This window comes from Microcystis sp. M015S2 (genome assembly GCF_020245945.1).
Taxonomy (GTDB): domain Bacteria; phylum Cyanobacteriota; class Cyanobacteriia; order Cyanobacteriales; family Microcystaceae; genus Microcystis.
Window position 1 is genome coordinate 24,182 of record NZ_JADBTX010000007.1, and the last position, 24,765, is coordinate 48,946.

At 42.9% G+C, this 24,765-nt stretch carries 25 protein-coding genes; 14 read left to right on the forward strand and 11 right to left on the reverse strand.

Features of this window, described 5'->3' with window-relative positions:
* Positions 1-42: 42 nt before the first annotated feature.
* Positions 43-591, forward strand: a complete 549-nt coding sequence (locus IM473_RS01235) for a response regulator (RefSeq protein WP_287659800.1) — start codon at positions 43-45, stop codon at positions 589-591.
* Positions 592-753: 162 nt separating this feature from the next.
* Positions 754-1,533, forward strand: a complete 780-nt coding sequence (locus IM473_RS01240) for a DUF1350 family protein (RefSeq protein ID WP_287659799.1) — start codon at positions 754-756, stop codon at positions 1,531-1,533.
* Here IM473_RS01240 and IM473_RS01245 read toward each other — a convergent pair.
* From IM473_RS01245 to IM473_RS01260, 4 genes are all read right to left on the reverse strand, one after another.
* Entirely contained in the window at positions 1,530-2,222 is a 693-nt protein-coding gene (locus tag IM473_RS01245) for a Uma2 family endonuclease (protein ID WP_287659798.1), read from the reverse strand. The two genes, IM473_RS01240 and IM473_RS01245, sit on opposite strands and share 4 nt — an antisense overlap.
* Positions 2,223-2,260: 38 nt before the next feature.
* Positions 2,261-3,514 (reverse strand): FIST signal transduction protein, encoded by a 1,254-nt coding sequence (locus IM473_RS01250; RefSeq protein ID WP_287659797.1) that lies wholly within the window; start codon positions 3,512-3,514, stop codon positions 2,261-2,263.
* Between the two features lie 153 nt (positions 3,515-3,667).
* Positions 3,668-3,922 carry a SemiSWEET transporter gene (locus tag IM473_RS01255; RefSeq protein ID WP_002739519.1) on the reverse strand — a complete coding sequence of 85 codons (255 nt, stop codon included), beginning with the start codon at positions 3,920-3,922 and terminating at the stop codon, positions 3,668-3,670.
* 204 nt (positions 3,923-4,126) lie between these two features.
* Entirely contained in the window at positions 4,127-4,627 is a 501-nt protein-coding gene (locus tag IM473_RS01260; protein WP_287659795.1) for a L,D-transpeptidase, read from the reverse strand.
* 164 nt (positions 4,628-4,791) lie between these two features.
* Here IM473_RS01260 and IM473_RS01265 point away from each other — a divergent pair, with 164 nt between their 5' ends.
* The 4 genes from IM473_RS01265 to IM473_RS01280 all read left to right on the forward strand — a co-directional run bounded on the left by IM473_RS01265 (position 4,792) and on the right by IM473_RS01280 (position 8,612).
* Complete coding sequence (locus IM473_RS01265) at positions 4,792-5,667, forward strand: ABC transporter ATP-binding protein (RefSeq protein ID WP_287659793.1); 876 nt, start codon at positions 4,792-4,794, stop codon at positions 5,665-5,667.
* A 495-nt stretch (positions 5,668-6,162) separates the two neighbouring features.
* A complete protein-coding gene (locus tag IM473_RS01270) occupies positions 6,163-6,966 on the forward strand; it encodes an ABC transporter permease (RefSeq protein ID WP_287659823.1) in 804 nt (267 codons plus the stop codon).
* Positions 6,967-7,722, forward strand: coding sequence for an ABC transporter ATP-binding protein (locus IM473_RS01275; RefSeq protein WP_287659792.1), 756 nt, complete (start codon positions 6,967-6,969; stop codon positions 7,720-7,722).
* A gap of 458 nt (positions 7,723-8,180) precedes the next feature.
* Positions 8,181-8,612: a DUF4278 domain-containing protein gene (locus tag IM473_RS01280; protein WP_287659791.1), complete on the forward strand. Its 432-nt coding sequence runs from the start codon at positions 8,181-8,183 to the stop codon at positions 8,610-8,612.
* Positions 8,613-8,767: 155 nt separating this feature from the next.
* Here IM473_RS01280 and IM473_RS01285 read toward each other — a convergent pair whose 3' ends face one another.
* The 5 genes from IM473_RS01285 to IM473_RS01305 form a co-directional block, all read right to left on the reverse strand.
* Positions 8,768-10,261, reverse strand: a complete 1,494-nt coding sequence (locus tag IM473_RS01285) for a thymidylate synthase (RefSeq protein ID WP_287659790.1) — start codon at positions 10,259-10,261, stop codon at positions 8,768-8,770.
* A 4-nt stretch (positions 10,262-10,265) separates the two neighbouring features.
* The gene (gene tmk, locus IM473_RS01290; RefSeq protein ID WP_287659788.1) at positions 10,266-10,889 is read right to left on the reverse strand and encodes a dTMP kinase; all 624 of its coding nucleotides are present in this window, start codon (positions 10,887-10,889) and stop codon (positions 10,266-10,268) included.
* Between the two features lie 25 nt (positions 10,890-10,914).
* The gene (locus IM473_RS01295; RefSeq protein ID WP_287659785.1) at positions 10,915-12,300 is read right to left on the reverse strand and encodes a dihydrolipoyl dehydrogenase family protein; all 1,386 of its coding nucleotides are present in this window, start codon (positions 12,298-12,300) and stop codon (positions 10,915-10,917) included.
* A gap of 80 nt (positions 12,301-12,380) precedes the next feature.
* Entirely contained in the window at positions 12,381-13,016 is a 636-nt protein-coding gene (gene hisIE, locus IM473_RS01300) for a bifunctional phosphoribosyl-AMP cyclohydrolase/phosphoribosyl-ATP diphosphatase HisIE (protein ID WP_002739884.1), read from the reverse strand.
* Between the two features lie 364 nt (positions 13,017-13,380).
* Positions 13,381-14,049, reverse strand: coding sequence for a PEP-CTERM sorting domain-containing protein (locus IM473_RS01305; RefSeq protein WP_287659784.1), 669 nt, complete (start codon positions 14,047-14,049; stop codon positions 13,381-13,383).
* A gap of 653 nt (positions 14,050-14,702) precedes the next feature.
* Here IM473_RS01305 and IM473_RS01310 point away from each other — a divergent pair.
* From IM473_RS01310 to IM473_RS01330, 5 genes are all read left to right on the forward strand, one after another.
* Positions 14,703-15,314: an IS607 family transposase gene (locus IM473_RS01310; protein ID WP_287659783.1), complete on the forward strand. Its 612-nt coding sequence runs from the start codon at positions 14,703-14,705 to the stop codon at positions 15,312-15,314.
* Between the two features lie 136 nt (positions 15,315-15,450).
* Positions 15,451-16,467, forward strand: coding sequence for a thiamine phosphate synthase (locus IM473_RS01315; RefSeq protein WP_287659782.1), 1,017 nt, complete (start codon positions 15,451-15,453; stop codon positions 16,465-16,467).
* A 135-nt stretch (positions 16,468-16,602) separates the two neighbouring features.
* Positions 16,603-16,812 carry a sulfur carrier protein ThiS gene (thiS, locus tag IM473_RS01320; RefSeq protein WP_043999042.1) on the forward strand — a complete coding sequence of 70 codons (210 nt, stop codon included), beginning with the start codon at positions 16,603-16,605 and terminating at the stop codon, positions 16,810-16,812.
* Positions 16,813-16,846: 34 nt separating this feature from the next.
* Positions 16,847-17,983 carry an anhydro-N-acetylmuramic acid kinase gene (locus IM473_RS01325; RefSeq protein ID WP_407069744.1) on the forward strand — a complete coding sequence of 379 codons (1,137 nt, stop codon included), beginning with the start codon at positions 16,847-16,849 and terminating at the stop codon, positions 17,981-17,983.
* Positions 17,980-18,750 (forward strand): peroxiredoxin-like family protein, encoded by a 771-nt coding sequence (locus IM473_RS01330; RefSeq protein WP_287659780.1) that lies wholly within the window; start codon positions 17,980-17,982, stop codon positions 18,748-18,750. Before IM473_RS01325 ends, IM473_RS01330 begins: the two co-directional genes overlap by 4 nt.
* A gap of 39 nt (positions 18,751-18,789) precedes the next feature.
* On the opposite strand, the gene IM473_RS01335 is transcribed toward IM473_RS01330, so the two are convergent.
* Positions 18,790-19,719, reverse strand: a complete 930-nt coding sequence (locus IM473_RS01335; protein WP_287659779.1) for a PhzF family phenazine biosynthesis protein — start codon at positions 19,717-19,719, stop codon at positions 18,790-18,792.
* A gap of 209 nt (positions 19,720-19,928) precedes the next feature.
* Positions 19,929-20,402, reverse strand: coding sequence for a hypothetical protein (locus IM473_RS01340; RefSeq protein ID WP_287659778.1), 474 nt, complete (start codon positions 20,400-20,402; stop codon positions 19,929-19,931).
* Positions 20,403-20,463: 61 nt separating this feature from the next.
* Between IM473_RS01340 and IM473_RS01345 the strand changes: the two genes are divergently transcribed.
* From IM473_RS01345 to ligA, 3 genes are all read left to right on the forward strand, one after another.
* Positions 20,464-21,783, forward strand: a complete 1,320-nt coding sequence (locus tag IM473_RS01345) for an aminopeptidase P N-terminal domain-containing protein (protein ID WP_287659777.1) — start codon at positions 20,464-20,466, stop codon at positions 21,781-21,783.
* 192 nt (positions 21,784-21,975) lie between these two features.
* On the forward strand, positions 21,976-22,542 hold the full coding sequence (locus IM473_RS01350) for a Uma2 family endonuclease (protein WP_287659776.1): 567 nt from the start codon (positions 21,976-21,978) through the stop codon (positions 22,540-22,542).
* A gap of 14 nt (positions 22,543-22,556) precedes the next feature.
* A complete protein-coding gene (gene ligA, locus IM473_RS01355; RefSeq protein ID WP_287659775.1) occupies positions 22,557-24,575 on the forward strand; it encodes an NAD-dependent DNA ligase LigA in 2,019 nt (672 codons plus the stop codon).
* Positions 24,576-24,765 lie beyond the last annotated feature (190 nt).

Sequence of the window (24,765 nt, forward strand, 5' to 3'; positions counted from 1 at the left end):
AGCATCGAGCTGATCTATTGTCTCTTTTCTAAGGTGTCTATCGTGTCAAATCATAAAATTCTCGTTATCGATGACAGTAAAGTGATCAGGATGCACATTCGCGATATGTTACCAGAGGGTAACTTTGAATTCCTCGAAGCTAAAGACGGATTAGAGGGTTATAATCTCATCCGTACCAAAAACCCGAATTTGATTATTTTGGACTTCCTTCTCCCGAAAATGAGCGGTTGGGAGGTGTTTCAGCAAATCCAAAGCGAAGATAATCTCAAAAGTATCCCCCTAGTGTTGATGTCGGGAAGGAAAGAGGAGGTAGTAGAGAAAATCCCCGAACCTTTCCAGCATTTTGCCTTTATTGAGAAGCCTTTCGACCAAAAACAATTGCTACAAGCGATTAAAGAAGCGATAGCCAAGGCAAAACAGTATTCTCCCAAACCAAAAGTTTCTAGCCAGAAACTAGAGAAAATCACTGGGGATTATAGCACCGATATTCAGACTCTCCATACCCAAATTGCCCAAATGCAAACAGAAATGGAAACTATCAAGAAACAAATGTCTCAATTAGTGGCTTTTATTAAGAAAAAACTGGACTAGAACTATTCCTACCGATTTTTTATAACTTGGGTAAGCAGTTATTCTTATCGGGCCGTGCTAATCTCTGGCTAATCTCCTATCCCTTTTAAACAAGATTTAGTATAATATGAAGTGGTATTTATTTAGTGAGTGACTAAGTTATTAATTAACTGATAACTAATTATGAATTGGCAAGAAATAGCAGGTAATTGGGTTTTTCTCCCTCGTCGTCCCCGGGGTATCATTCACTTTTTAGGGGGGGCATTTGTGGCGGCGGCCCCGAATATTACCTATCGTTGGTTATTAGAAAGCCTTGGTAATTCAGGATACGCTATTGTTGCGACTCCCTTTGTTAATACCCTCGATCATAAATCGATCGCCCGCACAGTTTTAAACCGTTTTGATAATATTATTGAACGTCTGCGCTGGAATCATAGTCTGTCCCAAGGTTATCTCCCCATCTACGGATTGGGTCACAGTATGGGGTGTAAACTGCATTTATTAATCGGTAGTCTCTACGAAGTGGAGCGGGAAGGAAATATCCTCATTTCCTTTAATAATTATCCCATTCGTCGGGCTATTCCCTTTATCGAACCTTTACAAATTGACACCACTTTTAACCTCGAATTTACCCCTTCCCCCGAAGAAACAAACGAGTTAATTTTCCAAGATTATGCCATTCGTCGCAATCTTTTAATCCGTTTTCAAGACGACACGATCGATCAATCTCTGGTATTAAATCCCCTGCTAAAAAAACGCTTTAATGATTTAATTGCCCTGCGAACTCTCCCGGGTAATCATCTCACTCCCTTGAGTCAAGATGTCAGTTGGCAAACCGGAGAAGTATTTACTCCCCTCGATGCGATCGGCCAATGGTTAAAACAGGGACTTGCCCGGGATAATTCCCGTCTCAAAGATGAGATTCTCCAGTGGTTAAATCCCGTCCTTCCCGCCTCTCGTTAGCTTTCCTCTAGATTAATCCCCAGGGCCCGTAATTGCGCCTCTAAGCGGGCTAATTTTGCCTCAGCTTCCCGGGCCCGTTGGCGTTCCTGTTGGGCTTGCTGTTCGGCTAATTCAGCCTTTTGCTTGATTTCTAGGGTGGTCAAAAACCGGGAGCCATCGGGATAAAAAATAGCTAACTGGGGACTCTCCAGTTGAAAACGAATCTGTAGAAGCGGACTCTGCCAATTATCGAGCGCAGGAATCATCTCCAATTGATCACCCCTGCGCCACCAACCCTGTAGATAATTAGCATCGGGATCGTAGAGATAATATTCTTCTACGCCAAAACGCTGATAAAATTGCCATTTTCGGCGCATTTCCGCTTTAGTGTTGCCCGGAGAGAGAATTTCAAAGACTACCTGCGGCGCAATCTGGTTCTCTAACCATTGCTTATAGGAACCTCGATCGCCCTTGGGTCTGCCAAACACCACCATAGCATCCAGCGCTTGACAGGTTTTATTATCCCCCTCGACGGGATACCACAACAGATCGCCGGCGATAAACACATGGTCATTCTCTGCGAATAAACATTCGAGATTTTCCTTGATCATCACAATCCAGCGAAATTGTTTGGTATTATCGGCCATCGGTTTACCGTCACTATCGGGATAGATAATCTCCGAGTCAGAGAAAGATATCGCTTTTACCATCGTTCTACTCCCTAGTGTACTAGCTATTTAGTATAGCGTTAAATTCCCTGACGAAAGAGGGCAAAAGCCGAGGTATAACCGTGTAAAAAAGTGCGACCGGCCACCGGCCCGATTTCTCCGTTGCAAAAGAAACCGGCGAGGGGAACATTGGCGAAATAACGCTGAAAAAGACCCGAATCAAAGTCCGGTTTTTCGTAGAGATTTTCCCCGCGACCGAGACAGGAAAAGATTAAAGCACCTAGTACCTCTGAACTAGCGAGTTTTTCTTGGGGAAAAGCTTGCAAAAGTAATTCTAAATCTAGGGCGGAAGTCTCGGCATCGCGCAGGTGAAATTGTACCCGCTGCCCCGGACGAACTCGATCGCCAATTGCGATCGCACCTTGGCGAGGATCTACTCCCAAAAGATTGCGAATTAAGAAATCCCCGGGCCGCAACTGCATTTTAAACTCATCCCTAGCAATACCGATAAAAAGGGAGTGTTGCGCTAATTCACGGTCTTTTTCCCTCAAGGAGGCAATTAAATCCCGCAGTAGATTTAAAGGTGGTTGCGGAGTCCCATCAGCTTCTTTGCTGGTCATGGAGATGATAATATTGCGTTCTCCCTCACTCACCTGATAAATCGGTCCGATGGGACGACAACCCTGGGCGACGATAGTTTCGACGATAATATGGCCAGAAAGGGCGATTCCTACGGTTCCCTGACGATAGAGATAGCTATTACGGGGTTTTTGTTGATCGTGGTAGAATAGACCCCCAGAACGTTCGATCATGCCACCACTGACTAAACCGCCGATTTTGGCCGAACTGGGGTAGGCAAAATCTAAACCCTCTAACAAATCATTGATGCGACTGGAAAAAGGATCGGCTAAAAGGATAAATTGGGGATTTTTGGCCGCTTCTACCCCTAATAATTCTGTCCAACTAGAGGGGGAACTGTCGAGATCGGGCATTTCCGCCGCTTCGATATAGAAGGGCTGCACTTCCACATCGGGCAAATGGGCGACGGTGAGACTTAAAGCTGGACTCGCTTCGATTTCTCGCGCTTTTTCCCTCTCACCCATGCCGACAATCCCCGCCCCACCGCAGCCGATCAGCACAGGAACGGGGAGTTTATCCAAGATTAAGGGAACTAAACGGGGATAGTCGCTGGCATAGGCAGAAGAAATAAAAATTATGGCTAAATCTGCCGATCCAACTAACTTATCTGTCACTTTTTCCACTACCTCCGTCACCGCCGCTTCTAGGGAGGGACGGGTTGATAGGGCATTAATCCACTCGATGCGATCGCTCATGTTTCTTGACCCCAAATTTGGTCTCAATGGTCAAAGATGATCATCTTAACAATAAATTAACCTAAAAATCCTATCCGCGCCCCTAGATGTGGGGATAAATTGTAAAATTGTCATGACGTGAGCCAATAAGGCCGCAAGGGATTGTCAGTTATTTTAATCATATTTAATCTTAAAATAGAGAATTGTCCCCGCTAAGATAAAAGTAACAAAATTAGCAATAATAATCGGTTTACTGTTCATATAAAGGCCGTAGATGAGCCAAAGAAAAACCCCCAGACAAAAGCAAATAAACATAGTTAAGGACAAGTCCTTAGCCGAACGATAACGCCAAGTTTTAATCACTTGGGGTAAAAAGGAGACAGTGGTTAATATTCCCGCCACGATCCCGATTAGTTCAATAATATTCACCGCTTATCCTCTTGGCTTAGTTTCTCTCATTTTAAACTGTTGACTATCTAAATTACGCCTGACTTAAAAGAGGGTGTAGGGTGTGGGGTGTGGGGTGTAGGGAAGGAAACTCTTTCATCTGTGGGGGTGAAAATTTTTTCATCAGGACTGACGACCGACGACCGACTCCTAACCTCACCAACAAACTTTTTCAGCAGACCCTACTTATTGAGCGATTACTATCACTGAAGTGCCGATTTGTACCTTTTCAAATAAAGCCTTTATATCTCGATCGCGCATCCTAACGCAACCGTGGGAGACGGCCCGGCCGATGAGATTTTCTTGGGGTGTACCGTGAAAACCGATAAAATTCGCGCCATCAGTCCAAAATCCAATCCAACGCGCTCCTAAAGGGTTGTTTTTTCCCGATGGCACCAGTTGCCCGGTGAAAGGATGTTGCCAGACTGGTTCCCGCACCATCTGAATCACCCTAAATTGTCCCGTGGGGGTTTCCCAACCCCGACGACCGATCGCCACTGGGTAAGAAGCGATTATTTTCTGTCCTTGGTAAACAAAAACCCGTCTTTTTTTTAAATTCAGCAGCAAACGGGTTTCCGTTCGAGTTACCGTGGTTGCGGGAAGGGAATTGCCCAGACTAATCGGGGGATTGAGCAAAAATTCCCCTATTCCTAGACATAAACAGAGAATCGGCAGCAAAACTCGCATCTGATACCAGCAAAGTCAAAATTTTTTATCCGTATTCTAATCTGATTGTCAGGATCTCAAACCAAAGTCGATATGGTGAGTGCGGGAGGGAAAGATAAAATCGGAGTCGAGTTGGGCTAATTCGGTTACACTAATCCATAGCTGGAATATTAACTTTTGTAACTATGACCGCCGCTATTGCTCTCGATCGCGTTTCTAAAATCTATAACAATCTCCCAGTAGTTAACGAGCTTTCCTTTGCCATCGAAAAAGGGGAAATCTTTGGTTTACTCGGTCCCAACGGTGCGGGAAAATCGACGACAATCCGCATGATTATCACCCTAACCGAAGCAAGTCAAGGAGAAATCGAAGTGGCGGGGTATGATGTGAAAAAATACCGCGATCAGGTGAAGAAAAATATTGGGGTAGTCTTACAACAGATTAGCGTTGATGGGGAATTAACCGTCTGGGAAAATATGGAATTTCACGGCCGGATGCACCATATCCCCAATCCCCAGAGACAGGAATTAATTGATCGCTATTTAGATTATGTCAGTTTAAGCGATCGAAAATCTGCCCTTGCCAAAACTCTTTCCGGAGGAATGAAACGACGTTTACAGATTGCTCGCGCCCTTCTTCACGAACCAAAAATCCTCTTTCTCGATGAACCGACAGTCGGTTTAGATCCCCAAAATCGTCGTCGTTTGTGGGAAGTAATTCGCGATTTAAATCGACAAGGAATGACGATTTTGTTAACCACTCACTACATGGAAGAAGTGGAATTTCTCTGTCAGGATAACGCCGCAGGAAACCCGGGCAGAATTGGCATTATGGATGCGGGCAAATTAATCGAATTAGGAACTCTAACGGATTTTCGTAGTAAGTATGGCGAGGGTTTAGTTATCAAACAAGTTGGCGATAAAATCGATTATAAATTCTTCCCCACCGTGGCTGATGCTAATGCCTATCTCGACACTTTGAGCGATAAAACTGGAGTAATGTGTCGCCCTTCCAACCTCGAAGATATCTTTGTGGAACTGACAGGACATCAATTAGATTAAATTCTTGGTTTGGCTGTTAGGAAGTTGTTCAGTTATCGGTTTTTGACTCTGGTTTTTCTGAGATTAGCTGTGTTTAAATCGGCATTTCTTGACTTTTAAGCTAAGACGCATTTAAACCGCTTATTCTTAGATTATCCGAACCTCCCCCAATCGCTTTACTGTTGTCTTTTGCCTCTTGCCTCTTGCCTCGTCTCAACAAGCAATTTAAATTACGAACAGCTTATCTGATGTCTATTTTATTGGCAAACCTGCTAGAGTCTAGGTCAATTAGCTGAGGCTATCCCTAAAAACCGAGTTCAACCCTAAAAAAAGAAGTTTTTAGCGGTTTTTAAGCTTCTTGGGTCAGATAAATGGCCCAGGGAGGGAACTTTTTCCCGAGAGGGAAAGTCGTCGGGAACTGGATAAAAACTAGAGTCCCCTTTCGCTCGATAGACAAAATTGACGGTAATCGTTTAGAATAGAGCACTGAATACTGACGAGATGACAATTATCCCTATGACCGATCTCCAGACAAAAACTAGATGGTCAACAGCGCGGCGATATTACGAGTTGCTTAGTGTTTTAGTGGAACGTAATCTCAAGGGACGCTATCGGGGTTCTTTTCTGGGGGTTTACTGGTCCTTGTTAAATCCCCTGATTATGACTGCACTATACACGGCAATTTTCGGCACGGTTTTCGCCTCTTATTTTGATAATTCTATAGTTAACTATGTCCTAGCGGCTTTCACTGGTTTAGTAGTAATAAATTTTTTTAATGCTTCCACTAACCAAGCTTTACCTAGTATCGTTGGTAATGGCAGTATTCTAAATAAAATTCGTCTGCCGGTTAGCATTTTTCCCGTTTCCATGGTAGTGGCAAATATTTTTCAATTTGCTATTAGTATCTTTCCCCTTTTGGCTATAGTAACTCTCTGGAAATCTCAAAGTTTACTTAATGTAATTGCTCTGATTTTTCCCGTGATCGGTCTTTCTCTGGTTTGCACGGGAGTGGGTTTCTTTATCAGTACCCTCTACGTTTTCTTCAGAGACTTACCCTATTTTTACGAAATTGTTTGTTTTGTCGCTTGGATTAGCAGCCCGATTTTCTATCCCCCAGAAATTATTCCTCCTTCCGTACAACCATTCCTCCTATTAAACCCATTATTACCGGTAATCGAAAGCATTCGCCAATTGTCCCTTTCCCCCGGATTACCGGATTTTAGTTTGATTTTTCAATCTCTACTCGGTGGGATCATCATCTTAGGAATTGGTTGGACTTGCTTCCGACTCTGGCGACATTTATTTATGGATTTATTATAAATGACAGAAGTAATTCGACTCGATCAAGTGTCTCTCCAAAGACGTACTCAAGAAGAATTCTCCTACGATCTAAAAAGGACAATCTTCTCTATTCTTGAAGGTAAATATCGTCAACCGGCCAAAAAATTAGTTCTAGATGATATAGATTTAGTCATTAATTCTGGAGCAAAATTAGGTATCATTGGAGCTAATGGCGCAGGAAAATCTACTCTCTTAAAAGTCATTTGTGGTATTCTGGAACCGACAAAAGGACAGGTGAGAGTCAGGGGACAAATTGCCTCTCTAATTGAATTAGGAGCGGGTTTTGATCCAGATTTACCGGTAAAAGATAATATTATTCTCTATGGGGTAATGCTGGGATTTTCTCGTCAGGAAATGAAGGAAAAAACCAAAGACATCCTTGACTTTGCTGAGTTAGAAGAATATATGGGAGCGCCGGTGAAATCTCTTTCTTCCGGGATGGTGGCTCGTTTAGGATTTGCGATCGCCACGGAGGTTCACCCCGATATTCTTATTCTTGATGAAGTCCTTTCCGTCGGGGATGAAAGTTTTAAAAATAAGTGTAAACGACGTTTAAAAAAATTCTGGAATTCTAACGCTACTATTTTAGTAGTTTCCCACGATTTGACTTTAATTCAAGAGTCCTGTGACCAAGCAATTTGGCTGAATAAAGGCCAGTTGCAATCTCAGGGTACACCAGAAGATGTAATCAAGTTTTATTTGGATTCTGTACATCAAAATGAAGTTAATTTTTAATTAAGTAGGTAATCTCAATTAATTCTTAGATAGCCATAATTTATCTACGTTTGACTTAGTCGAAAACGCTGTAACAAAATAAAAAACCTCGGTGTCCAGCCGAGGTAGCGCTAAGTTATGTAGGAGAACTCAAGCAAATCTGTCAATGGGGCAAACCCAAACCCCGAAAACTTTTTTAAGCTAGTCAGCCCAGTTTTTTGCCGTTGTCTCGGACTCAAGGAATCATCTTCTGTCCTATACTCTTCGAGACAATCTGAACCGGCTTGCTGTCTTGGCTATTTTGCTTTAACTTTTAGTTCATGTAAATAAATGTAACAATATTTTTACGAATTGTAAAGAAGAATTGACAAAATAAAACTTATATGAAGTATAAGCTGAGTTAATATTTTTCGCCGATCGAAGCTAGGGAGGTAATATATAGGGAGATTGGTTCACTAGCATGACAAGGTGTACCCAGAATGTCCTATTTGTTTTTGTTACCACTGTTCACCGCTGCCTTGGCTGCCTATTTCTGGCAGCAGTCCAGTGATGAGATCGCTTATCTGGCCAGTGCCGCCACGGTAATTAGTTTAGTGTTGAGTCTGGTTTTGGCTCCTTGGCAGATTCAGCTATTAATTCTCTTGACAGTTGTGATTGTCGTCACCTTTTTATGGCAAGGACGAGAAGAGCAAAAGAATGTCCCCGTCCCCACTCCGGAAAGCGCCGGCGAGAAAAAGTATCGTGGTGCCACCTATATCGAGCCAACAGTCGCCGAAGCTCCTGTCAAGGAGCGAGGGGGTAAATATCGGGGTGCGGAGGTTAAAATCACCAATAATCCCACGGTGGCCAACCCAATTCGCTCCTCATCTCTCAAATATCGCGGCGCCGGTTCGGCAAACAAAGACCAGTAATCAGTTATCAGTTATCAGTAATCAGTAATCAGTAATCAGTTATCAGTAATCAGTTATCAGTTATCAGTTATCAGATTTGAGTTTTAATGAGATGCACCCCACTTCCCAATTCCCAATTCATAATTCATAATTCATAATTTATAATACCCACTTATCTACTGGTCTTGAATATAAAGCTGATTATTTTTGAGACAATTGTATGCCTTTTGTAACTCGATTCCCAGATAACCGATATGTTCGGGAATAATTGCGGGATTGGTAGCGGCAAGCTCGCGGATTAATTTGAGGGGATTTTTGCCTTGATAACAAGCGACAACTTCCCCACTGCCGGGGGTAGTTTGTTGGACAAGAATTTGTTCTTTTTCCACAGAAATCAAAAAGTTACCGCTAGGGTCAAAAAAGTCGCGCTGATTGACAATCTTATCGTACTGGGTGGCGATTAATCGTTCGACATTCTCCCAAGTATCATCGTATATATGGGCCGATTGACTAATAGTAATTAATGGACCCAAGGTTAAATTATACTGGGAGCGTTGATTGATTTCTTGGCAAATATGTTGCTGTAAAGCACGCAATCCCATGGCATTTGCTGGCCAAGCGGCAAACATATCATTACTTCTAAATATTGCGGTGAGAGACAATTCATTTTCCACCACTCGCACCCAAATATGATTTAAACAGGGACTACCTCCCTTTTCGTGGTCTTTCACATCCCAAAGGGACATAACTGCACTAGCTGCGTCAATTTCTGAGATTAATTTATTAATAACCTGTTCAATTTGGTCTCGTCCAAACCAAGAGCGCAATCTTTGACCGTAGGTGTATTTAACTCCTTGGTGTATAGGAGAATCATCGAGAATTTGTCCGATATATTCGGTAAGAAAAGCTCTATCTATAGGCAAATAATTAGGTTCAGGAAAATAAAAGTCTGGGGGTTCATCGGTGACAACGGCCATTAGGTCAATTAATTCTTGCCATTTACCATCATATCCTGTCGGTCTAATTGTGCCAGTGGTTTTAATCTTTTGGAGAATTTTTACCCAAGTTTCGGCAATAGTTTTTCCTTCAATGCGATGACCGTATCTTGTCCCGGGTAGGAGAGAAGGAAGATTTTCTGAGATAGGAAAGGTTAATGGTTCTCCCCAAGTTGGTAAGGGAGATTGTTCTGCATAATTTTTGACAGTTTCAATCGCTTCTGGGATGGATTTAACTGGTTGGTATTGAATTGATTGACGTAATTTTTCGAGAATTTCTCGGTCAATTTCTTTGTCAATATATCCAGTGGTAGAAGAATTAATTAGCCAACATTCTTTACCTGTGTCACTTTTTCCTAACTGGAATCCTTGACTAAAAAAATCTAGCAAACATTGACAGCTACCGGAGTTCTTATCTTCCTTAGTCGCGTTGAGAATAACTAAGTATCTAACGTGGGGATTTGCTATTAAGTTTCTCAGCAGGGGACTAATTCCTCTGGTGGGACTATAAAGATTACCAATCACCGCGTATTGGTCGGGATTTAAATGTTTAGCAAGGGACTGTTTTACTGTCCATCCCGTGATAATTGCTGTTTGGCCGTGACCGCAGATTAATTGATTGGGTTTATAGTGGGGTTGGTAGGTGAATTTAGGGGTGGTTTCTGTACTAAGCATGGATTTAAATTAATCGTTCAAGATAATTAATAATATTTCGGTGAAGGTTTTCTATTGTATCACTGCCATCCAGTTGTAAACAATTATCTTTATATTCTTTAAATATCTCGATAAACATTTGACGAACTTTCATTAATTTTTCTTGTTTTTCGTACACTTCTGTGATGGCTCTGTTTTTAATTCTTGCTAGAGAAATATCGGGAAGAACATCGATATAAATAACTAAATCTGGATTGGGAAAATGTTGATTTAACTGCCGAACAAAAGCAAATTCTTCGGGATTATTGCAATTGTAGGCCAGGGAGGAAAAATAATAACGAGTAGTGATAACGTGGGTTTGTTCTTGCTGAATAAGTTGAAAAACGCCATCGTGATCATTATATAAGTGATCATGGCGATCAGCTGCAAATAAATAGGCCATTTGTCGGTCAAATTTATTTTGATCTTGGATAGAAATAAGATTAGTTTGCATTATTTCTCGAATCAAACGACCGATGACTCCCTCGGAAGGTTCCGGACTTAAAACTGCTTTTTCCCCTCGCTTTAAAAAATATTCTTGTAAGAGTTTTGCTTGGGTACTTGTTCCCGATCCGTCAATACCTTCAAAGACAATAAACTTCGGTTTCATAATTTAATCTTCCTTCTCGATCTAATTATCTAAATAATTGTTTTAGCCAAGTTAACCAAGATTTTTTCGGGGGGATTAATTGCGTCATTTCTCCGATAATCTCTCCCATACTTCCCCAAGCATAAATATTTTTATTGAGGGATTGTATGGTTAAATTTTCTTGTAAAGCTAAACTGATAATACTAATCATTTCCGCTGCTTGATTACCGACTATTTGCGCTCCCAGTATTTTACCATCTTGTCGGTAGATTAATTGACAAAATCCCGTGGTTTCTCCCCAGATTTGCTGTGGGACTATATTTTTAATTGGATAGTTGATCATCTTTACCTCCTCACCATAGCTCTCCTGGGCCGCTTTTCCAGTTAAACCCACCCAAGCAATAGCAGGATCGAAAGCAATAAATGAGGGAATTTGCTCGGGATTAAAGTTAAATTTTTCTCCCGTGAGCAGATGCTTGACTAACCCAAAAGCGGCCCGGTGATTTAAAGTAGGATCTGGATAATTATTTCTGAGCAAATTTAGGGCGTAAATGCGGGAATTATCGGTTTGTAATTGCCGATTAACCCTAATTAATCCTTGCTCTAGTTTAACTCCCACCCCGGACAAATTTAATCCCTGTTCATTGACTTGATAATTACCAGCAAAAATCATATCATCAACTTCCATGACACGATTGCCTAATTGTAACCATTTTTGACCCTCGATCGCTTTCACTTGACTAGGACAATAGCCGGATAAAATCTTAATTCCTTCCGCTTCTAAAATGGCAGTAACTAAATGGGAGATTTCCCGATCAATATCCGGCAGTAGATAATTATCCTCGATAATTAAGCTAATTTCTTTCCCTAAACGTCGGAGAATTTGTGCCAAACTCACAGCCATGCTGCTGTTGCCAATAATCGCTAAATGTTGTCCTAAATTGTCTAAATTTGGCTCTTGCCAAAGGGTCTGAGCAGTAAAATAATTAACCTCATCTAAGCCGAAAATTCTCGGTACTTGCGGATAAAAACCAGTAGCGATAAGATAGTGTTTAGCCAACAATTGCCGACCGTTAACCACGAATCCTAAACGCGGCAGCCGGACAAATTCCCCCCCATCTGGGATCACATCTATTCCTTCCGTGGCTAATCTCGCCAAAGAATGATGTTTATTAATACTTTTATCTACTTCCTCTAACCATTCCCGCAACCGTTGCCATTGGGGATAAATGGCTGTTTCTTGCCAATGATTCAGCAGTTTATAGAGATGGATAATTTGGCTGCACCCCTTGCTAAAAATGTCCTCAGATGCCTCTAAATTGCCGCTAGAAGGCTGTTGCACTAAAGCCACCCTTTTTTTGAGGTGAACAGCCAACAAAGCCGCTTCTATCCCCGCAGGAGTGGCACCGATAATTACTAAGTCGTAAACCACAAATATTCGGTCGTCAGGAATCGGAAACTTAACACTTAAAACTCAAATCTGATAACTGATAACTGATAACTGATAACTGATTACCGGCGCCGGTCTTGCAGTTTTTTATAGACATCTCGCAGGGGGACTTGATGATAGGCGAGGGCGACGAGGGTATGATAAAAAAGATCGGCCACTTCTGCAGCAATAGCATCGCCATCATTATCTTTGCAGGCCATGACCACTTCTGCCGATTCTTCGCCGATTTTCTTGAGAATTTTGTTATCTCCCCCAGCCAAAAGTTTACAGGTGTAGGATTCCGGATGAGGATCGTCTCTGCGATCGCAAATTATCTTAAACAATTCCGAGAGGGTGTCGGCCGCTGGCGGTGATTTTTGCCAATTTACTTGATGAAAACAGCTTCTTTCGCCGGTATGACAGGCAATATCACCGATTTGCTCAATAGTCAGTAAGATAGCATCACTATCGCAATCGTAGCGAATTTGACGCACCTTTTGGATATGGCCAGAAGTAGCGCCCTTGTGCCATAATTCTTGACGAGAACGACTCCAATACCACGCTTCCCCAGTGGTGAGGGTTTTTTCGAGGGATTCCCGATTCATCCAGGCCATCATTAACACTGTAGCATCAAGATAGTCTTGAGCGATCGCCGGTACTAAGCCCTGGGGATTATAAGCGATTGCATCGAGGGGAATAGCGGAGAGTAAAGAGGACATTAGTTTTTCGCGGTCAAGAATTATGCTGGGATAAACTACCCAAAGCTCAATTATATAGCCTTGAGGAATTCCCCTAAATGGCCGCACAGAATTACACTTTACAATACTCTAATTTTTCCCACCCTAGGGGCGAATCGCCTTCGCCGGACAATGTTTGAGCTTGTTCAGAAAAAATTATCGAAGGGAGGGCGTACGCGATACGCCCCTACAGAAGTTGATTAAAAACAAAAATCAGGTCAAGACCTGCGTTATAATCAACGCTTAAAGAAAAAGCTAAAAGCTAGAAAACCAAACAGGGCATCTAACCTTTAGCTATTCTTGTTCAACGTCACAGTTATCAATGTGTACGAGACATTGGTAACTGTTATTTTTGTTTCTTGAAGCGGGAAACCAATCCTAAACCACCCACTGCCAGAAGTCCGAGGATAGTACCCGGTTCGGGAACGGTTGTTTGGTGGAAAGAATTTTGGAAGTCAAATAGACCTTCAGTGCCAGGATTAGTATTAACTAGGGTATTTGTGACGGTCAACAGTTGCTTGGGGACGATAGGGATGAAACCGCTAGGAGGGACCTGTGAGCCGTTAGTTGAAACTAAGACATTAGATATCTCACCAAATGTCTCGGTTACAGTCCCGTAGTTGGATGATACGTTTGAATCCAGGTCAACCCCGACAATAGACTTGTTGGGGTCAGTGACCCCGATTGTATATGTGAAAGACCCCCCGGGACCCTTATTGGTATCAGCGAGACCGTCCATAGCATCGTATCGGAAATAATAATGATCACCCATCTGGGTCAGCGCAACTTTATCCACCGCCTCAGCCCCAATGGGGTTTAAGGGGTCGAGAGCTGCTAGGTTGGGGACGTACTTAACTATTTTGTCGCCTTGAATAAGATCCTGTCCGCTCGTCCATTGCGCCCAAGTTAACACCGCGGCACTCGCACTGGTAGCGGTAAGCACTGCGCCAGCGAGAACCCCGATGGCTAGGGAGCCAGAAGCAAAAGTTTTGGTTAATTTGTTGGTTGTCATCATAACTGAATTATCCAGCGTTAATTGTGTGTACTATAGCCATCAAAAGAATTTAGGCAAGGGTTAAGCTCGCTGATAACTTTTTATTTGACTTGACAGAACTATAGCGAAACTTTTCAAAAAAAAACAAGTGGTTTAGAAAACTTTTTTTGGCAACATTTATCTATTTTTTTGTCCAATTTATAGCAGTTTTTTTCTCAAAATAACTACCCAGAAGTTGACAAATATACCCAAGCTTTTTGGTGAAAATTGGACAAATAAACAGGCTCTAGTTCAAAAAAAATCTCTCAAATTGTTACAAAACTTAATCAAGATAGGTACAATGTATAAAATTTAACAGTTTTAATGATCAACACTGGAGTTGCAGAAGAATCAATTCCCTGACGGGAGAAAACAGGGCGAAGGCAATTCATCCCTACAGCAACGTCTTTTTAGTCCCATAAGAATGTCACCCCAAAACCCCCGGACAAACTCAAGTTTTAGAAAGACCAAAAATCCCCTTCACTACCTCTATCTAAAGGGGGATGATTAATTTTCCTAACTCATGGATAATCACTGGTGGAGTCTAGTAACATTATGAACGTGGACAACTGACTGTCTAAAGTTGGACAAACTTACCTCGATAAATTTCTTTAATTAAAACCGGGTTCTATATTATGAATACCCTCATTACTATTCGAGAAGCCTCGGATTTGCTTGGAGTTAGCATTAAAACCCTCCGGCGCTGGGAACAACAGGGTAAAATTGCCTCAATTCGTACCGTTGGCGGTCATCGCCGATTTCGACGGGGAGATATCTTACAATCTGTACAAGAAACTGGATTTATTGTGGGCTATGCTCGTGTTAATCGACCTGAACAAAAACCCCAATTAGACACCCAGATAAAAGCGTTAGAAGACTTTTGTAGTCAGCAGGGTCAACCCTTTGAAATTCTCACCGATATCGGCGACGGAGTCAGCCACAATCGCCCTAATTTTATGCGTCTAGTGAAGATGATTTGTCACGGTGAGGTGAAATCTCTAGTTTTAACCCATGCGGAAAGTGTGAGTCGCTTTTGTCATGATTTTATTTTGGGTTTGTGCAGTCTCTTGAATATCCAAGTCATTCTCCTCAATCAACCCCATGAATCGATTGCAGCTGAGGATTTAGTGGACGATCTGCAAGCCCTCGTCACCATCTGTTATAATCGTCTGTACCCGCTACATAACCCAGATCATCAGCAATTACTGCAATACCTAGGGGCGCTTAAGAATCTCCCCCCGGCTTAAAATTGTCCTTGGCGTGGGTTTCTCCTCCCTCTTTGTTGCCTGTCTGATGCCGCCTCTACTGTTCCCCGAATGGCAGCCAAGAATGTAATATTTTAGCTGACGGCTAACGGCTATAATAACTCTACATTGACGGCAAATGAAACTAGAAACCACGGCGATTAAACGGATTCTCGATGCTAACCTTGACCGCGCCAGAGAAGGACTGCGAATTATCGAAGAATGGTGTCGTTTTGGCTTAGATAATCCCGATTTAGCCCAAGAATGTAAAGAAATGCGCCATCAATTAGCTAGTTGGCACTCGATCGATCTTAAACGACATCGGGACACGGCCGGCGATATCGGCAGGGATTTAAGCCATCCCAGGGAAGAAATCCGGGAGACTGTCGAGGGACTGCTGCAGGCCAATCTGGCTCGCGTACAGGAGGCTTTTAGGGTTTTAGAAGAATACGGTAAACTCTATGATCTAGAGCTAGGGATAGCCTGTAAACAGCTGCGCTATCGGGTTTATCAGCTAGAGAGTAAACTATTAATCTCGCCACCTCTGGAAAAACTGAAAGCATCTCCCCTCTATTTAGTCACTTCTCCCGCCGAAAATCTGCTAGAAATCGTCGAATTAGCCCTAAAAGCAGGTTTAAAATTGGTGCAGTACCGCCATAAAACCGCCGCTGATACCATTCGTTTAGAAGAAGCTGCTAAACTCTGTGAGTTATGCCACCGTTACGATGCTTTGTTTATTATGAACGATCGCGTCGATATTGCTCAGGCCATTCATGCCGATGGTGTTCATCTCGGTCAAGAGGATGTACCGATTTCCCTAGCGCGGCAATTTCTCGGCCCGACGGCAATTATCGGCCGGTCCACCACTAATCCCCAAGAGATGGCCAAAGCAATCCAAGAAAAGGCCGATTATGTGGGAGTCGGGCCGGTTTATGCCACCCCCACCAAAGCGGGAAAAACCCCCGCAGGATTGGAATATGTCCGTTATGCGCGGGAAAATTGCCCTTTACCCTGGTTTGCGATCGGTGGTATTGATAGTAGTAACATTAAAGAGGTTTTAGAGGCAGGAGCGCAACAGGTAGCTGTAGTCCGGGCCATCATGGAAGCGCAGCACCCCGATGTGGTGACACAACAATTATTAACCCAATTAAAGTAGGGTGTAGGGAGGGGGAATTATGAATTATGAATTATGAATTATGAAGTGGGGTGTGGGGTGTGGGGAGAAAAAAGCTGCCTCCTGTCTCCTGTCTCGACTAGGAAATTAATTTTGCACGACTACTTATCCAAATCCATGTCAGAAATAACCTTGCAAATCAACGGCAAAACTCAAACCTGTTTACCTGCAACTAAACTAGGGCAAATGTTAGAAAATTTGGGCATGAATCCTCGGTTAGTTGCCGTGGAATATAACGGGGAAATCCTCCATCGTCAGTATTGGGAAAACACGGAAATCAAGGAGGGGGATAAATTAGAAATTGTTACTATTGTCGGAGGGGGATAAAATAATCAACAATCGACACTTGAGGGGAAAAAACTTGTTAGTTATCGGTTTAATGAGTGGCACATCGGTGGATGGTATCGATACCGCTTTAGTGGAGATTAGCGGTACAGTGGAATCTCCACAGGTGCAGTTATTAGCTGGGGAAACCTACCCCTATTCCCCCCGATTACGCGAGACAATTTTACAAGTCTGTGGGGGAGAAAAGCTATCTATTGAAGCTTTAGCCAGCTTAGATGATGATATCGCCGCAGAATTCGCCCGTGCCGCTTTAAATATCCAAAAAGAAGCCCCAAAAGCCCAATTAATCGGCAGTCACGGTCAAACCGTTTTTCATCGACCCCCCGAAAACGATCGCCTCGGTTACACGGTACAATTAGGACGGGGAGCAGCGATCGCAAAAATTACCGGTATTCCCACCATTAGTAATTTTCGCGCTGCCGATATCGCCCAAGCTGGTCACGGTGCGCCCCTAGTGCCGAAAATTGACGCTTATCTGCTTTCTCACCCCACTAAAGCCCGCTGCGTCCAAAATATCGGCGGTATTGGCAATTTAACCTATCTACCCCCCCGACAAAGGGAAAATTGGCAGCAAAAAATTTTCGGTTGGGATACCGGCCCCGGCAATGTCCTCATCGATTTGGCCGTACAATTTTTGAGCCAAGGCCAACAAACCTACGACCATAACGGTCAATGGTCGGCTCAGGGTCAACCCTGCCCCGAATTAGTTCATAAATGGCTACAGGAGCCTTATTTTCAACAATATCCCCCTAAATCCACCGGCAGAGAGTTATTTAGTCCCGCCTATCTAGCCCAATTGCGCGAGGATGCCCAAGCTTATTCCCTCAGTGATGCCGACTGGTTGGCGAGTTTAACCGATTTAACCGCCATTTCGATCGCCCACAGCTATCAAACCTTTTTGCCAGAAATGCCCGCGGAAGTGCTGCTCTGTGGTGGTGGCGCTCGTAATGCCTACCTGCGCCAACGACTCCTAGCACATTTGGGGGCAAATGTCAAGCTTTTGACCACCGATGAGGTAGGATTAAATAGCGATTTTAAAGAAGCGATCGCTTTTGCCCTTTTGGCCTATTGGCGCTGGCACAATTTCCCCGGTAATTTACCGCAAGTCACGGGGGCAAAAGCAGCGGTTTTATTAGGAGAAATTTACAGATGAGCAGCAGCTATGAAATATTTTCAACAATTCAACGCCAAAGGGTCAGCGATGGGCAAATAGTGCCAATTTTAAGCGATTGTGCCGACTACAAACGTCTTTTAATTCTTGTTTGGCCGCAATTGGGAGATTTTGACAGTCTCGAATATGCTTGGTGGTTAGAAAAAGAGGCAGCCCTTTGGCAAAATGCCGGGATCACCATTCGTGCCATCGGTATCGGCGATCGCAATTCAGGTTTAAAATTCGCTGAATATACGAAATTTCGGCAAGATTGGCTTTTTGTTGACCCCAAAGCTGAATTACATAATTTATTAGGACTTTATCGGGGTTTATCGTTAAAATTACCTGGATTTTCTCCAGGAAAAAATGCCTGGTTAAATCTAATTTTGATGTGTGCGGGTGTGGGTAGTCCGGGGACTCTGGCCGAAGTGCTGCGGGGTTATCTTGGCGATCGCAAAGCCCCCCAATTAATTGCCGAGGAGGAAACAATACAAGCGCGGCCTTTACCAGCTTTCCGGGGTTCCCTATTCAATCTTGCCGGGGGTCAAGGTTTTCAGCGACCTTTTGAATTAGCCACCCTGAGACTCCGTAATATGAGTCAAGTTTTGGGCAATTGGTCAACATATATCCCCGATAGTAGTTATCTCACCCAACGGGGGGGGACTTTTTTATTTGATAATCAAGAAAATTTACTCTATGAGCATCGAGATGGAGGTATCTTGGGCTTTGCTGAGAATATGAGTTATCCTCTCGCTTTTTTGCGGGATTAAGCTTTTTTATTCTCTATATAATGATACCAGTGCAAAAATTTAACTCTCTCCTGTTTTTTCATCGGGAATTATCATCTTGCCTTGGCAGACTAGAACTGATGCACCACCCACAGAAACTTCCGTAATTTTACGGTGGTTTTTCTGAAACTTTAATTGTAAACTGCTGGGTCTGCCCATTTCCACTCCTTGGATTATCGTCCATTGATTCATCCCTTCCCTAGAAGATTCTAAAGCCCCTAGGTAGCCCGCTAAAGCGGCCACAGCCGAACCGGTGGCGGGATCTTCCATAACTCCTAAACTGGGGGCAAACATTCGGCCATAGAGACGAGATAGGGGAGATTCTGGGTCAAAACAGCAGACAAAAAGGGAATTAGCGGGGGATTGACCTAATAATGATGACCAGAGAGCTAAATTAACTCTGATTTTTGCTAAAATATCTCGGTTTTTAACGGGGATGAATAAAAAAGGGAGACCGCAGGAAAAGGACCGGGGGGGATAACCGGGTAAGAAATCGGCAACGCCTAGGGAAAGAATCGCGGCTAAATCATCGAGAGCATAAGTATCCGTCACTAATTCTGGCAATTGTGCCACTTTTAACTCACTATAGACCGGTTTTTCCCCCTCCATGAGAATTTTCACCGGTACTAAACCGACTCCTTCCTCTAGATAAATCGTGGTTTCTTGGTAGGGGGGAATAGCACCGATTAGGGCTAAAATATAGGCCGTGCCGACGGTAGGATGACCTGCAAAGGGTAATTCGGTACTGGGGGTGAAGATCCGGACTTTTTTAGTGCCTTGGGGCGTTTCTGGCGGAAAAACGAAGACTGTCTCCGAGAAGTTAAATTCGGCGGCGATTTTTTGCATCTGGGTGGGGGTTAATCCAGACGCTTCCGGAAAAACCGCCAAGGGATTACCGCCAAAAATGCGATCGCTAAAAACATCGGCGGTATAGTAGGAATAGCTAGGCACGCGGGGGATAGGGCAACAGTTATCGGAGAATTTTTTGATCTTACACCTAATTTTCACCCCTGACCGCCCCAGTGGTCTGTCTAGGGATAGATACTCCTTGTCGATCCTGTTAGTCTTTATTAAGAAATAATTAAAATATAGAGTTTTTCATAAAGATAAGGTATATCTTGAATCGTCTCGGAGTCTCCTAATAACTGCTATAGGCTCTACTACTCATCCGCTTCTAATCTGGCTAATAAACTGACTAACTTATCTCTAACAGAATTGTGGGTGTATTCGTCTTCAGGGTGGGGTTTTTGATTGGGTTGTTGAAAATAGGGACGTTCCCCGTATAATTGTCCCCATTTCACATCGACTCGGTGTACTAATTCATAGAGTAATTCTTGATTGTCTAAAATTTCTTCTAGGATTAACTGTAAAGCTTGAACGGGATTATCTAAATTTTGACTGACTTTGGTTAATTCTTCATCGACAATAAGCTGTAAAATTATCTGCAAAGCTCCCGAAGAATCCCCTAAATTAGCGGCAATAAATTGTTTAATCTCTGTGGTAACTTGCACCAATTTGGGGACGGGAGATTCCCCTTTGAGGAAATCCGCCCCCTCTTGAGCGATAAAATCTGCTAGGGTAAACTCGCGCCTTTCGATGATATCTTGGGAAAAATCCGGTTCTTCAGGGGTCATAAACTAAAAAGATTAGCGATAATAGACTCTAAGACTTATTGTGACATTTTTAGGAATATCTATGGGCATCGATCGCAGAGAGTTTCAGCAGCGTCGTCAGCAGGTAATGGAAAAAATCGGCAATGGAACGGCAATTTTTCGCAGTGCGCCCATGGTGGTCATGCACAATGACGTAGAATACACCTATCGTCAGGATAGTGACTTTTTTTACCTGACAGGATTTAATGAACCGGAGGCGGTGGCGGTTTTAGCACCCCATCACCCCGAACATCAGTTTATCCTGTTCGTGCAGCCAAAAGACTCGGAAAAAGAAACCTGGACAGGCTATCTCCACGGTGTGGAAGGAGCAAAGGAAATTTTTGCTGCTGATGAGGCCTATTCTATCGAAGAATTGGACGAAAAATTACCCCAATATCTCGAAAAAGCCGACCGAATTTATTATCATCTCGGCCGGGACAAAACTTTTAATACAACTGTTCTTAAGCACTGGCAAAAATTAATCGCCACTTTTCCCCGTCGCGGCACTGGACCGACTGCTTTAGAGGATACTAATTTTATTCTCCATCCTTTGCGCTTACTGAAAACCGAGGCCGAATTAGACAATATTCGCCAAGCAACCGCTATTTCAGCACAGGCACATAATCGGGCCAGAGAATTTACCAAAGTTGGTCACTACGAGTATCAAATTCAAGCGGAAATTGAGCATACTTTTCGCCTAGAAGGGGGTATGGGTCCTGCTTATCCTTCTATTGTCGCTAGTGGTGCTAATGCCTGTATTCTGCACTATATCAACAATAATCGCCAAGTACAAGAAAATGAGCTTTTGTTAATTGATGCCGGTTGTGCCTACAATTACTATAACGGTGATATTACCCGCACTTTTCCCGTTAATGGTAAATTTACCCCCGAACAAAAAATTATCTATGAAATTGTTCTGGAAGCTCAATTAAAGGCGATTGAAGTGGTAAAAACTGGTAATCCTTATAATCTTTTTCATGACACAGCCGTGAGGACAATTGTGGAGGGATTAGTAGATTTAGGGCTATTGGTCGGCGACATTGATGAGATAATTAAAGAGGAAAAATATAAGCCTTTTTATATGCACAGAACTGGCCATTGGTTAGGATTAGATGTCCATGATGCGGGAGGTTATAAAGTTAACGAAGAAACTTGGCAAACTTTGCAACCCGGTCATGTTTTAACCGTGGAACCGGGGATTTATATCTCCCCCGATATTAAACCTGCTGAAGGACAGCCGGAAGTGCCAGAAAAATGGCGGGGTATCGGTATCCGTATCGAAGATGATGTGTTAGTTACTGCCACAGGAAATGAGGTTTTAACTGCAACGGTTCCCAAAAAAGTTGAGGATATCGAATCTTAAGTAAAAAGCTAGGTGTTAAAAATTGTCAGATTCCCCCTAACTCTAGGGTTGATTTATGGTAGGGTTGATTCATGGTAGGGTTGATTCATGGTAGGGTTGATTCATAGTAGGGTTGATTTATGGTAGGGTTGATTCATGAATCAACCCTACCCCCCTTAAGGAGATTCAATTAAGTTTTTTCTAGAGGTTATCATGATTGCTACCCAACAAAAAATATACACCTTTACAGAATATTTAAATTATCAGGACTGCACAGATAATAAATACGAATTATTTAACGGAGAATTAATTTCTATGCCTCCCGCTAGTGGCTTTCATGCTTTAATTCTTGCCTTTATTTATGATTATTTAATGGCAGAAATTAAAAGATTAAATCTAACTTGGAAAGTTATGCCCGCTACCGTAGGAATTCGCACCGATAAAGCTAAATCGAGAATCCCAGACTTAATGATTTTAACTGCTGAACAATGTCAAGAGATTAGAAATATGACCACAGCAGTGATTGAATTTACTCCCCTGTTAGTTGTAGAAATTGTTAGCCCCGGTAATGCCGATGATGACTACCGTTATAAACGTTCAGAATACGCAGTGAGAGGGATTCCTGAATACTGGATTATCGATCCTATGGCTCTAAAAATATCGGTTTTAACCCTGATTTCGGGATTTTATGAACTGGCAGAATTTAACAACGAAGATAGAATAATATCGGTAACATTTCCCGATTTAAAATTAACTCCTCAAATGGTCTTTGCACAGTAGCATTATTAACGATTATGACTATCCCCTTAGAAATCCAACAACGTTGCCAACAACTAAAAACAGAACTACAAAGAGCCAGTTATGCTTATTATGTTCTTGATGATCCTTTTATACCCGATAGCGTTTATGATCAACTTTATCGGGAATTAGAAGACCTAGAAAAGCGTTATCCGCAATTAATCACCCCCGATAGTCCCACCCAAAGAGTCGGGGATAAAATCTCTAGTCAATTCGTTTCTGTCCGTCATAATATTCCCCTGTATAGTCTCGAAAATGCCTTTAACCTCGAAGAATTAAATAAATGGGGCAACCGTTGGCAAAGATATGTAAATGAAACCCAAGACACGGAATATGTGTGTGAATTAAAAATCGATGGTTCCGCGTTAGCTTTAACCTACGAAAACGGCTTTTTCGTCAGAGGTGTTACTAGAGGGGATGGAGTCACCGGCGAAGATATTACCCCCAATGTGCGGACAATTCGCTCTATTCCTTTACGCTTAAATATAGATAATCCCCCAGCAATTGTGGAAGTGCGCGGCGAAGCTTTTTTACCCCTCGATACCTTCGATAAAATCAATCAAGAAAGAGAAGAAAAAGGGGAATCTCTCTTTGCTAATCCCCGCAATGCGGCAGCGGGAACCCTACGACAATTAGATCCGAAAATAGTTGATAAAAGACGCTTACAATTTTTTGCCTATACCCTGCATTTAGACGATAACAATATCACTACTCAATGGCAATCCTTAGATAGATTAGAAACCATGGGATTTCTGGTTAATCCCCACCGTCAACTCTGTCCATCCCTGCAAGAAGTGGCGCAATACTATCAAGATTGGCAAGAAAAACGTCATCAATTAGCCTACATGACCGATGGTGTCGTAGTCAAAATCAACGATTTACAGCGACAAAATCGGTTAGGATTCACTCAAAAATTCCCCCGGTGGGCCATCGCTTTAAAATATCCCGCCGAAGAAGTCCCCACAGTAGTTAAAGATATTATCGTCAATGTGGGACGCACCGGCGCAGTTACACCCATGGCGGTGATGGAACCAGTACAGGTAGCAGGGACCACCGTACAAAGGGCTACTTTACATAATAGCGATCGAGTGGCCGAATTAGATATCCGAGTCGGTGACACGGTAATTATCCGCAAAGCGGGGGAAATTATCCCGGAAGTGGTGAGAATCCTGCCAGAATTGCGTCCTCCCCAGACTTTACCCTTCCAGATGCCCACTAATTGCCCTGAATGTCAATCTCCCCTAGTCCGTCCGGTGGGGGAAGCGGTGACGCGCTGTGTTAATAGTTCCTGTCCGGCGATTTTGCGGGGAAGTGTAGTACATTGGGCTAGTCGCGATGCTCTCGATATCCGGGGATTAGGGGAAAAAGTGGTAATTTTGCTGATTGAACAGGGATTAGTTACCGCCATTTCTGACCTCTACAGCCTCGAAAAAACGGAAATTGCCAAATTAGACCGAATGGGCGAGAAATCAGCCTTAAATTTGATTACAGCTATGGCTCAGAGCAAAAATCAAAGCTGGTCGAGGGTACTTTATGGGCTAGGAATTCGCTATGTGGGCAGCGTTAACGCCAAAATTCTCGCCGAAAGTTTTCGGACATTAGAGGAGTTAGCTAACGCCAGCGTGACTGATTTAGCTTCTGTCTATGGTATTGGTGAAGAAATCGCCCAATCGGTCTATGATTGGTTTAGAATCGAGGCTAATCGGGATTTAGTCGCTAAATTACAAGCAGCGGGTTTACAATTTGCCGCAGCAGCAAAAACCACCACCACAAAAGTCACCTTAGCAGGGAAAACCTTTGTGATTACTGGCACTTTACCAACTCTCAAACGGGAGGAAGCGAAAGAATTAATCGAAAAAGCTGGGGGAAAAGTGACGGGTTCTGTGAGCAAAAAAACCGATTATTTAGTGCTAGGAGAAGCGGCGGGTTCTAAGTTAGAAAAAGCCCTAGAATTGGGCATTACTCAGCTAACCGAAGCACAATTACTCGAATTAATCGAAGTCGGAAAAGTCTAGTAAAATCAAAATCTGGATGGATTATTTCATCAACATAAAAGACAAGTTCATCTGACAGGGGGACAAGCAAGCTGAAAAGCTTATGTAGCATGGAATACAGACACAGACTCCCAAAAAAGATAAGTCATATTTACTATATATGACCTAAATAACGAAAATGATAAGTGAACTATACCAGAAAGTCTTAGAG

Bases quoted from the DNA above. Each gene is read 5' to 3' on its own strand.
- IM473_RS01240 (WP_287659799.1), top strand. From the start codon at position 754: ATGAATTGGCAAGAAATAGCAGGTAATTGGGTTTTTCTCCCTCGTCGT.
- IM473_RS01245 (WP_287659798.1), bottom strand. From the start codon at position 2,222: ATGGTAAAAGCGATATCTTTCTCTGACTCGGAGATTATCTATCCCGAT.
- IM473_RS01250 (WP_287659797.1), bottom strand. From the start codon at position 3,514: ATGAGCGATCGCATCGAGTGGATTAATGCCCTATCAACCCGTCCCTCC.
- IM473_RS01260 (WP_287659795.1), bottom strand. From the start codon at position 4,627: ATGCGAGTTTTGCTGCCGATTCTCTGTTTATGTCTAGGAATAGGGGAA.
- IM473_RS01265 (WP_287659793.1), top strand. From the start codon at position 4,792: ATGACCGCCGCTATTGCTCTCGATCGCGTTTCTAAAATCTATAACAAT.
- IM473_RS01270 (WP_287659823.1), top strand. From the start codon at position 6,163: ATGACCGATCTCCAGACAAAAACTAGATGGTCAACAGCGCGGCGATAT.
- IM473_RS01275 (WP_287659792.1), top strand. From the start codon at position 6,967: ATGACAGAAGTAATTCGACTCGATCAAGTGTCTCTCCAAAGACGTACT.
- IM473_RS01280 (WP_287659791.1), top strand. From the start codon at position 8,181: ATGTCCTATTTGTTTTTGTTACCACTGTTCACCGCTGCCTTGGCTGCC.
- IM473_RS01285 (WP_287659790.1), bottom strand. From the start codon at position 10,261: ATGCTTAGTACAGAAACCACCCCTAAATTCACCTACCAACCCCACTAT.
- tmk (WP_287659788.1), bottom strand. From the start codon at position 10,889: ATGAAACCGAAGTTTATTGTCTTTGAAGGTATTGACGGATCGGGAACA.
- hisIE (WP_002739884.1), bottom strand. From the start codon at position 13,016: ATGTCCTCTTTACTCTCCGCTATTCCCCTCGATGCAATCGCTTATAAT.
- IM473_RS01305 (WP_287659784.1), bottom strand. From the start codon at position 14,049: ATGATGACAACCAACAAATTAACCAAAACTTTTGCTTCTGGCTCCCTA.
- IM473_RS01310 (WP_287659783.1), top strand. From the start codon at position 14,703: ATGAATACCCTCATTACTATTCGAGAAGCCTCGGATTTGCTTGGAGTT.
- IM473_RS01315 (WP_287659782.1), top strand. From the start codon at position 15,451: ATGAAACTAGAAACCACGGCGATTAAACGGATTCTCGATGCTAACCTT.
- thiS (WP_043999042.1), top strand. From the start codon at position 16,603: ATGTCAGAAATAACCTTGCAAATCAACGGCAAAACTCAAACCTGTTTA.
- IM473_RS01330 (WP_287659780.1), top strand. From the start codon at position 17,980: ATGAGCAGCAGCTATGAAATATTTTCAACAATTCAACGCCAAAGGGTC.
- IM473_RS01340 (WP_287659778.1), bottom strand. From the start codon at position 20,402: ATGACCCCTGAAGAACCGGATTTTTCCCAAGATATCATCGAAAGGCGC.
- IM473_RS01345 (WP_287659777.1), top strand. From the start codon at position 20,464: ATGGGCATCGATCGCAGAGAGTTTCAGCAGCGTCGTCAGCAGGTAATG.
- IM473_RS01350 (WP_287659776.1), top strand. From the start codon at position 21,976: ATGATTGCTACCCAACAAAAAATATACACCTTTACAGAATATTTAAAT.
- ligA (WP_287659775.1), top strand. From the start codon at position 22,557: ATGACTATCCCCTTAGAAATCCAACAACGTTGCCAACAACTAAAAACA.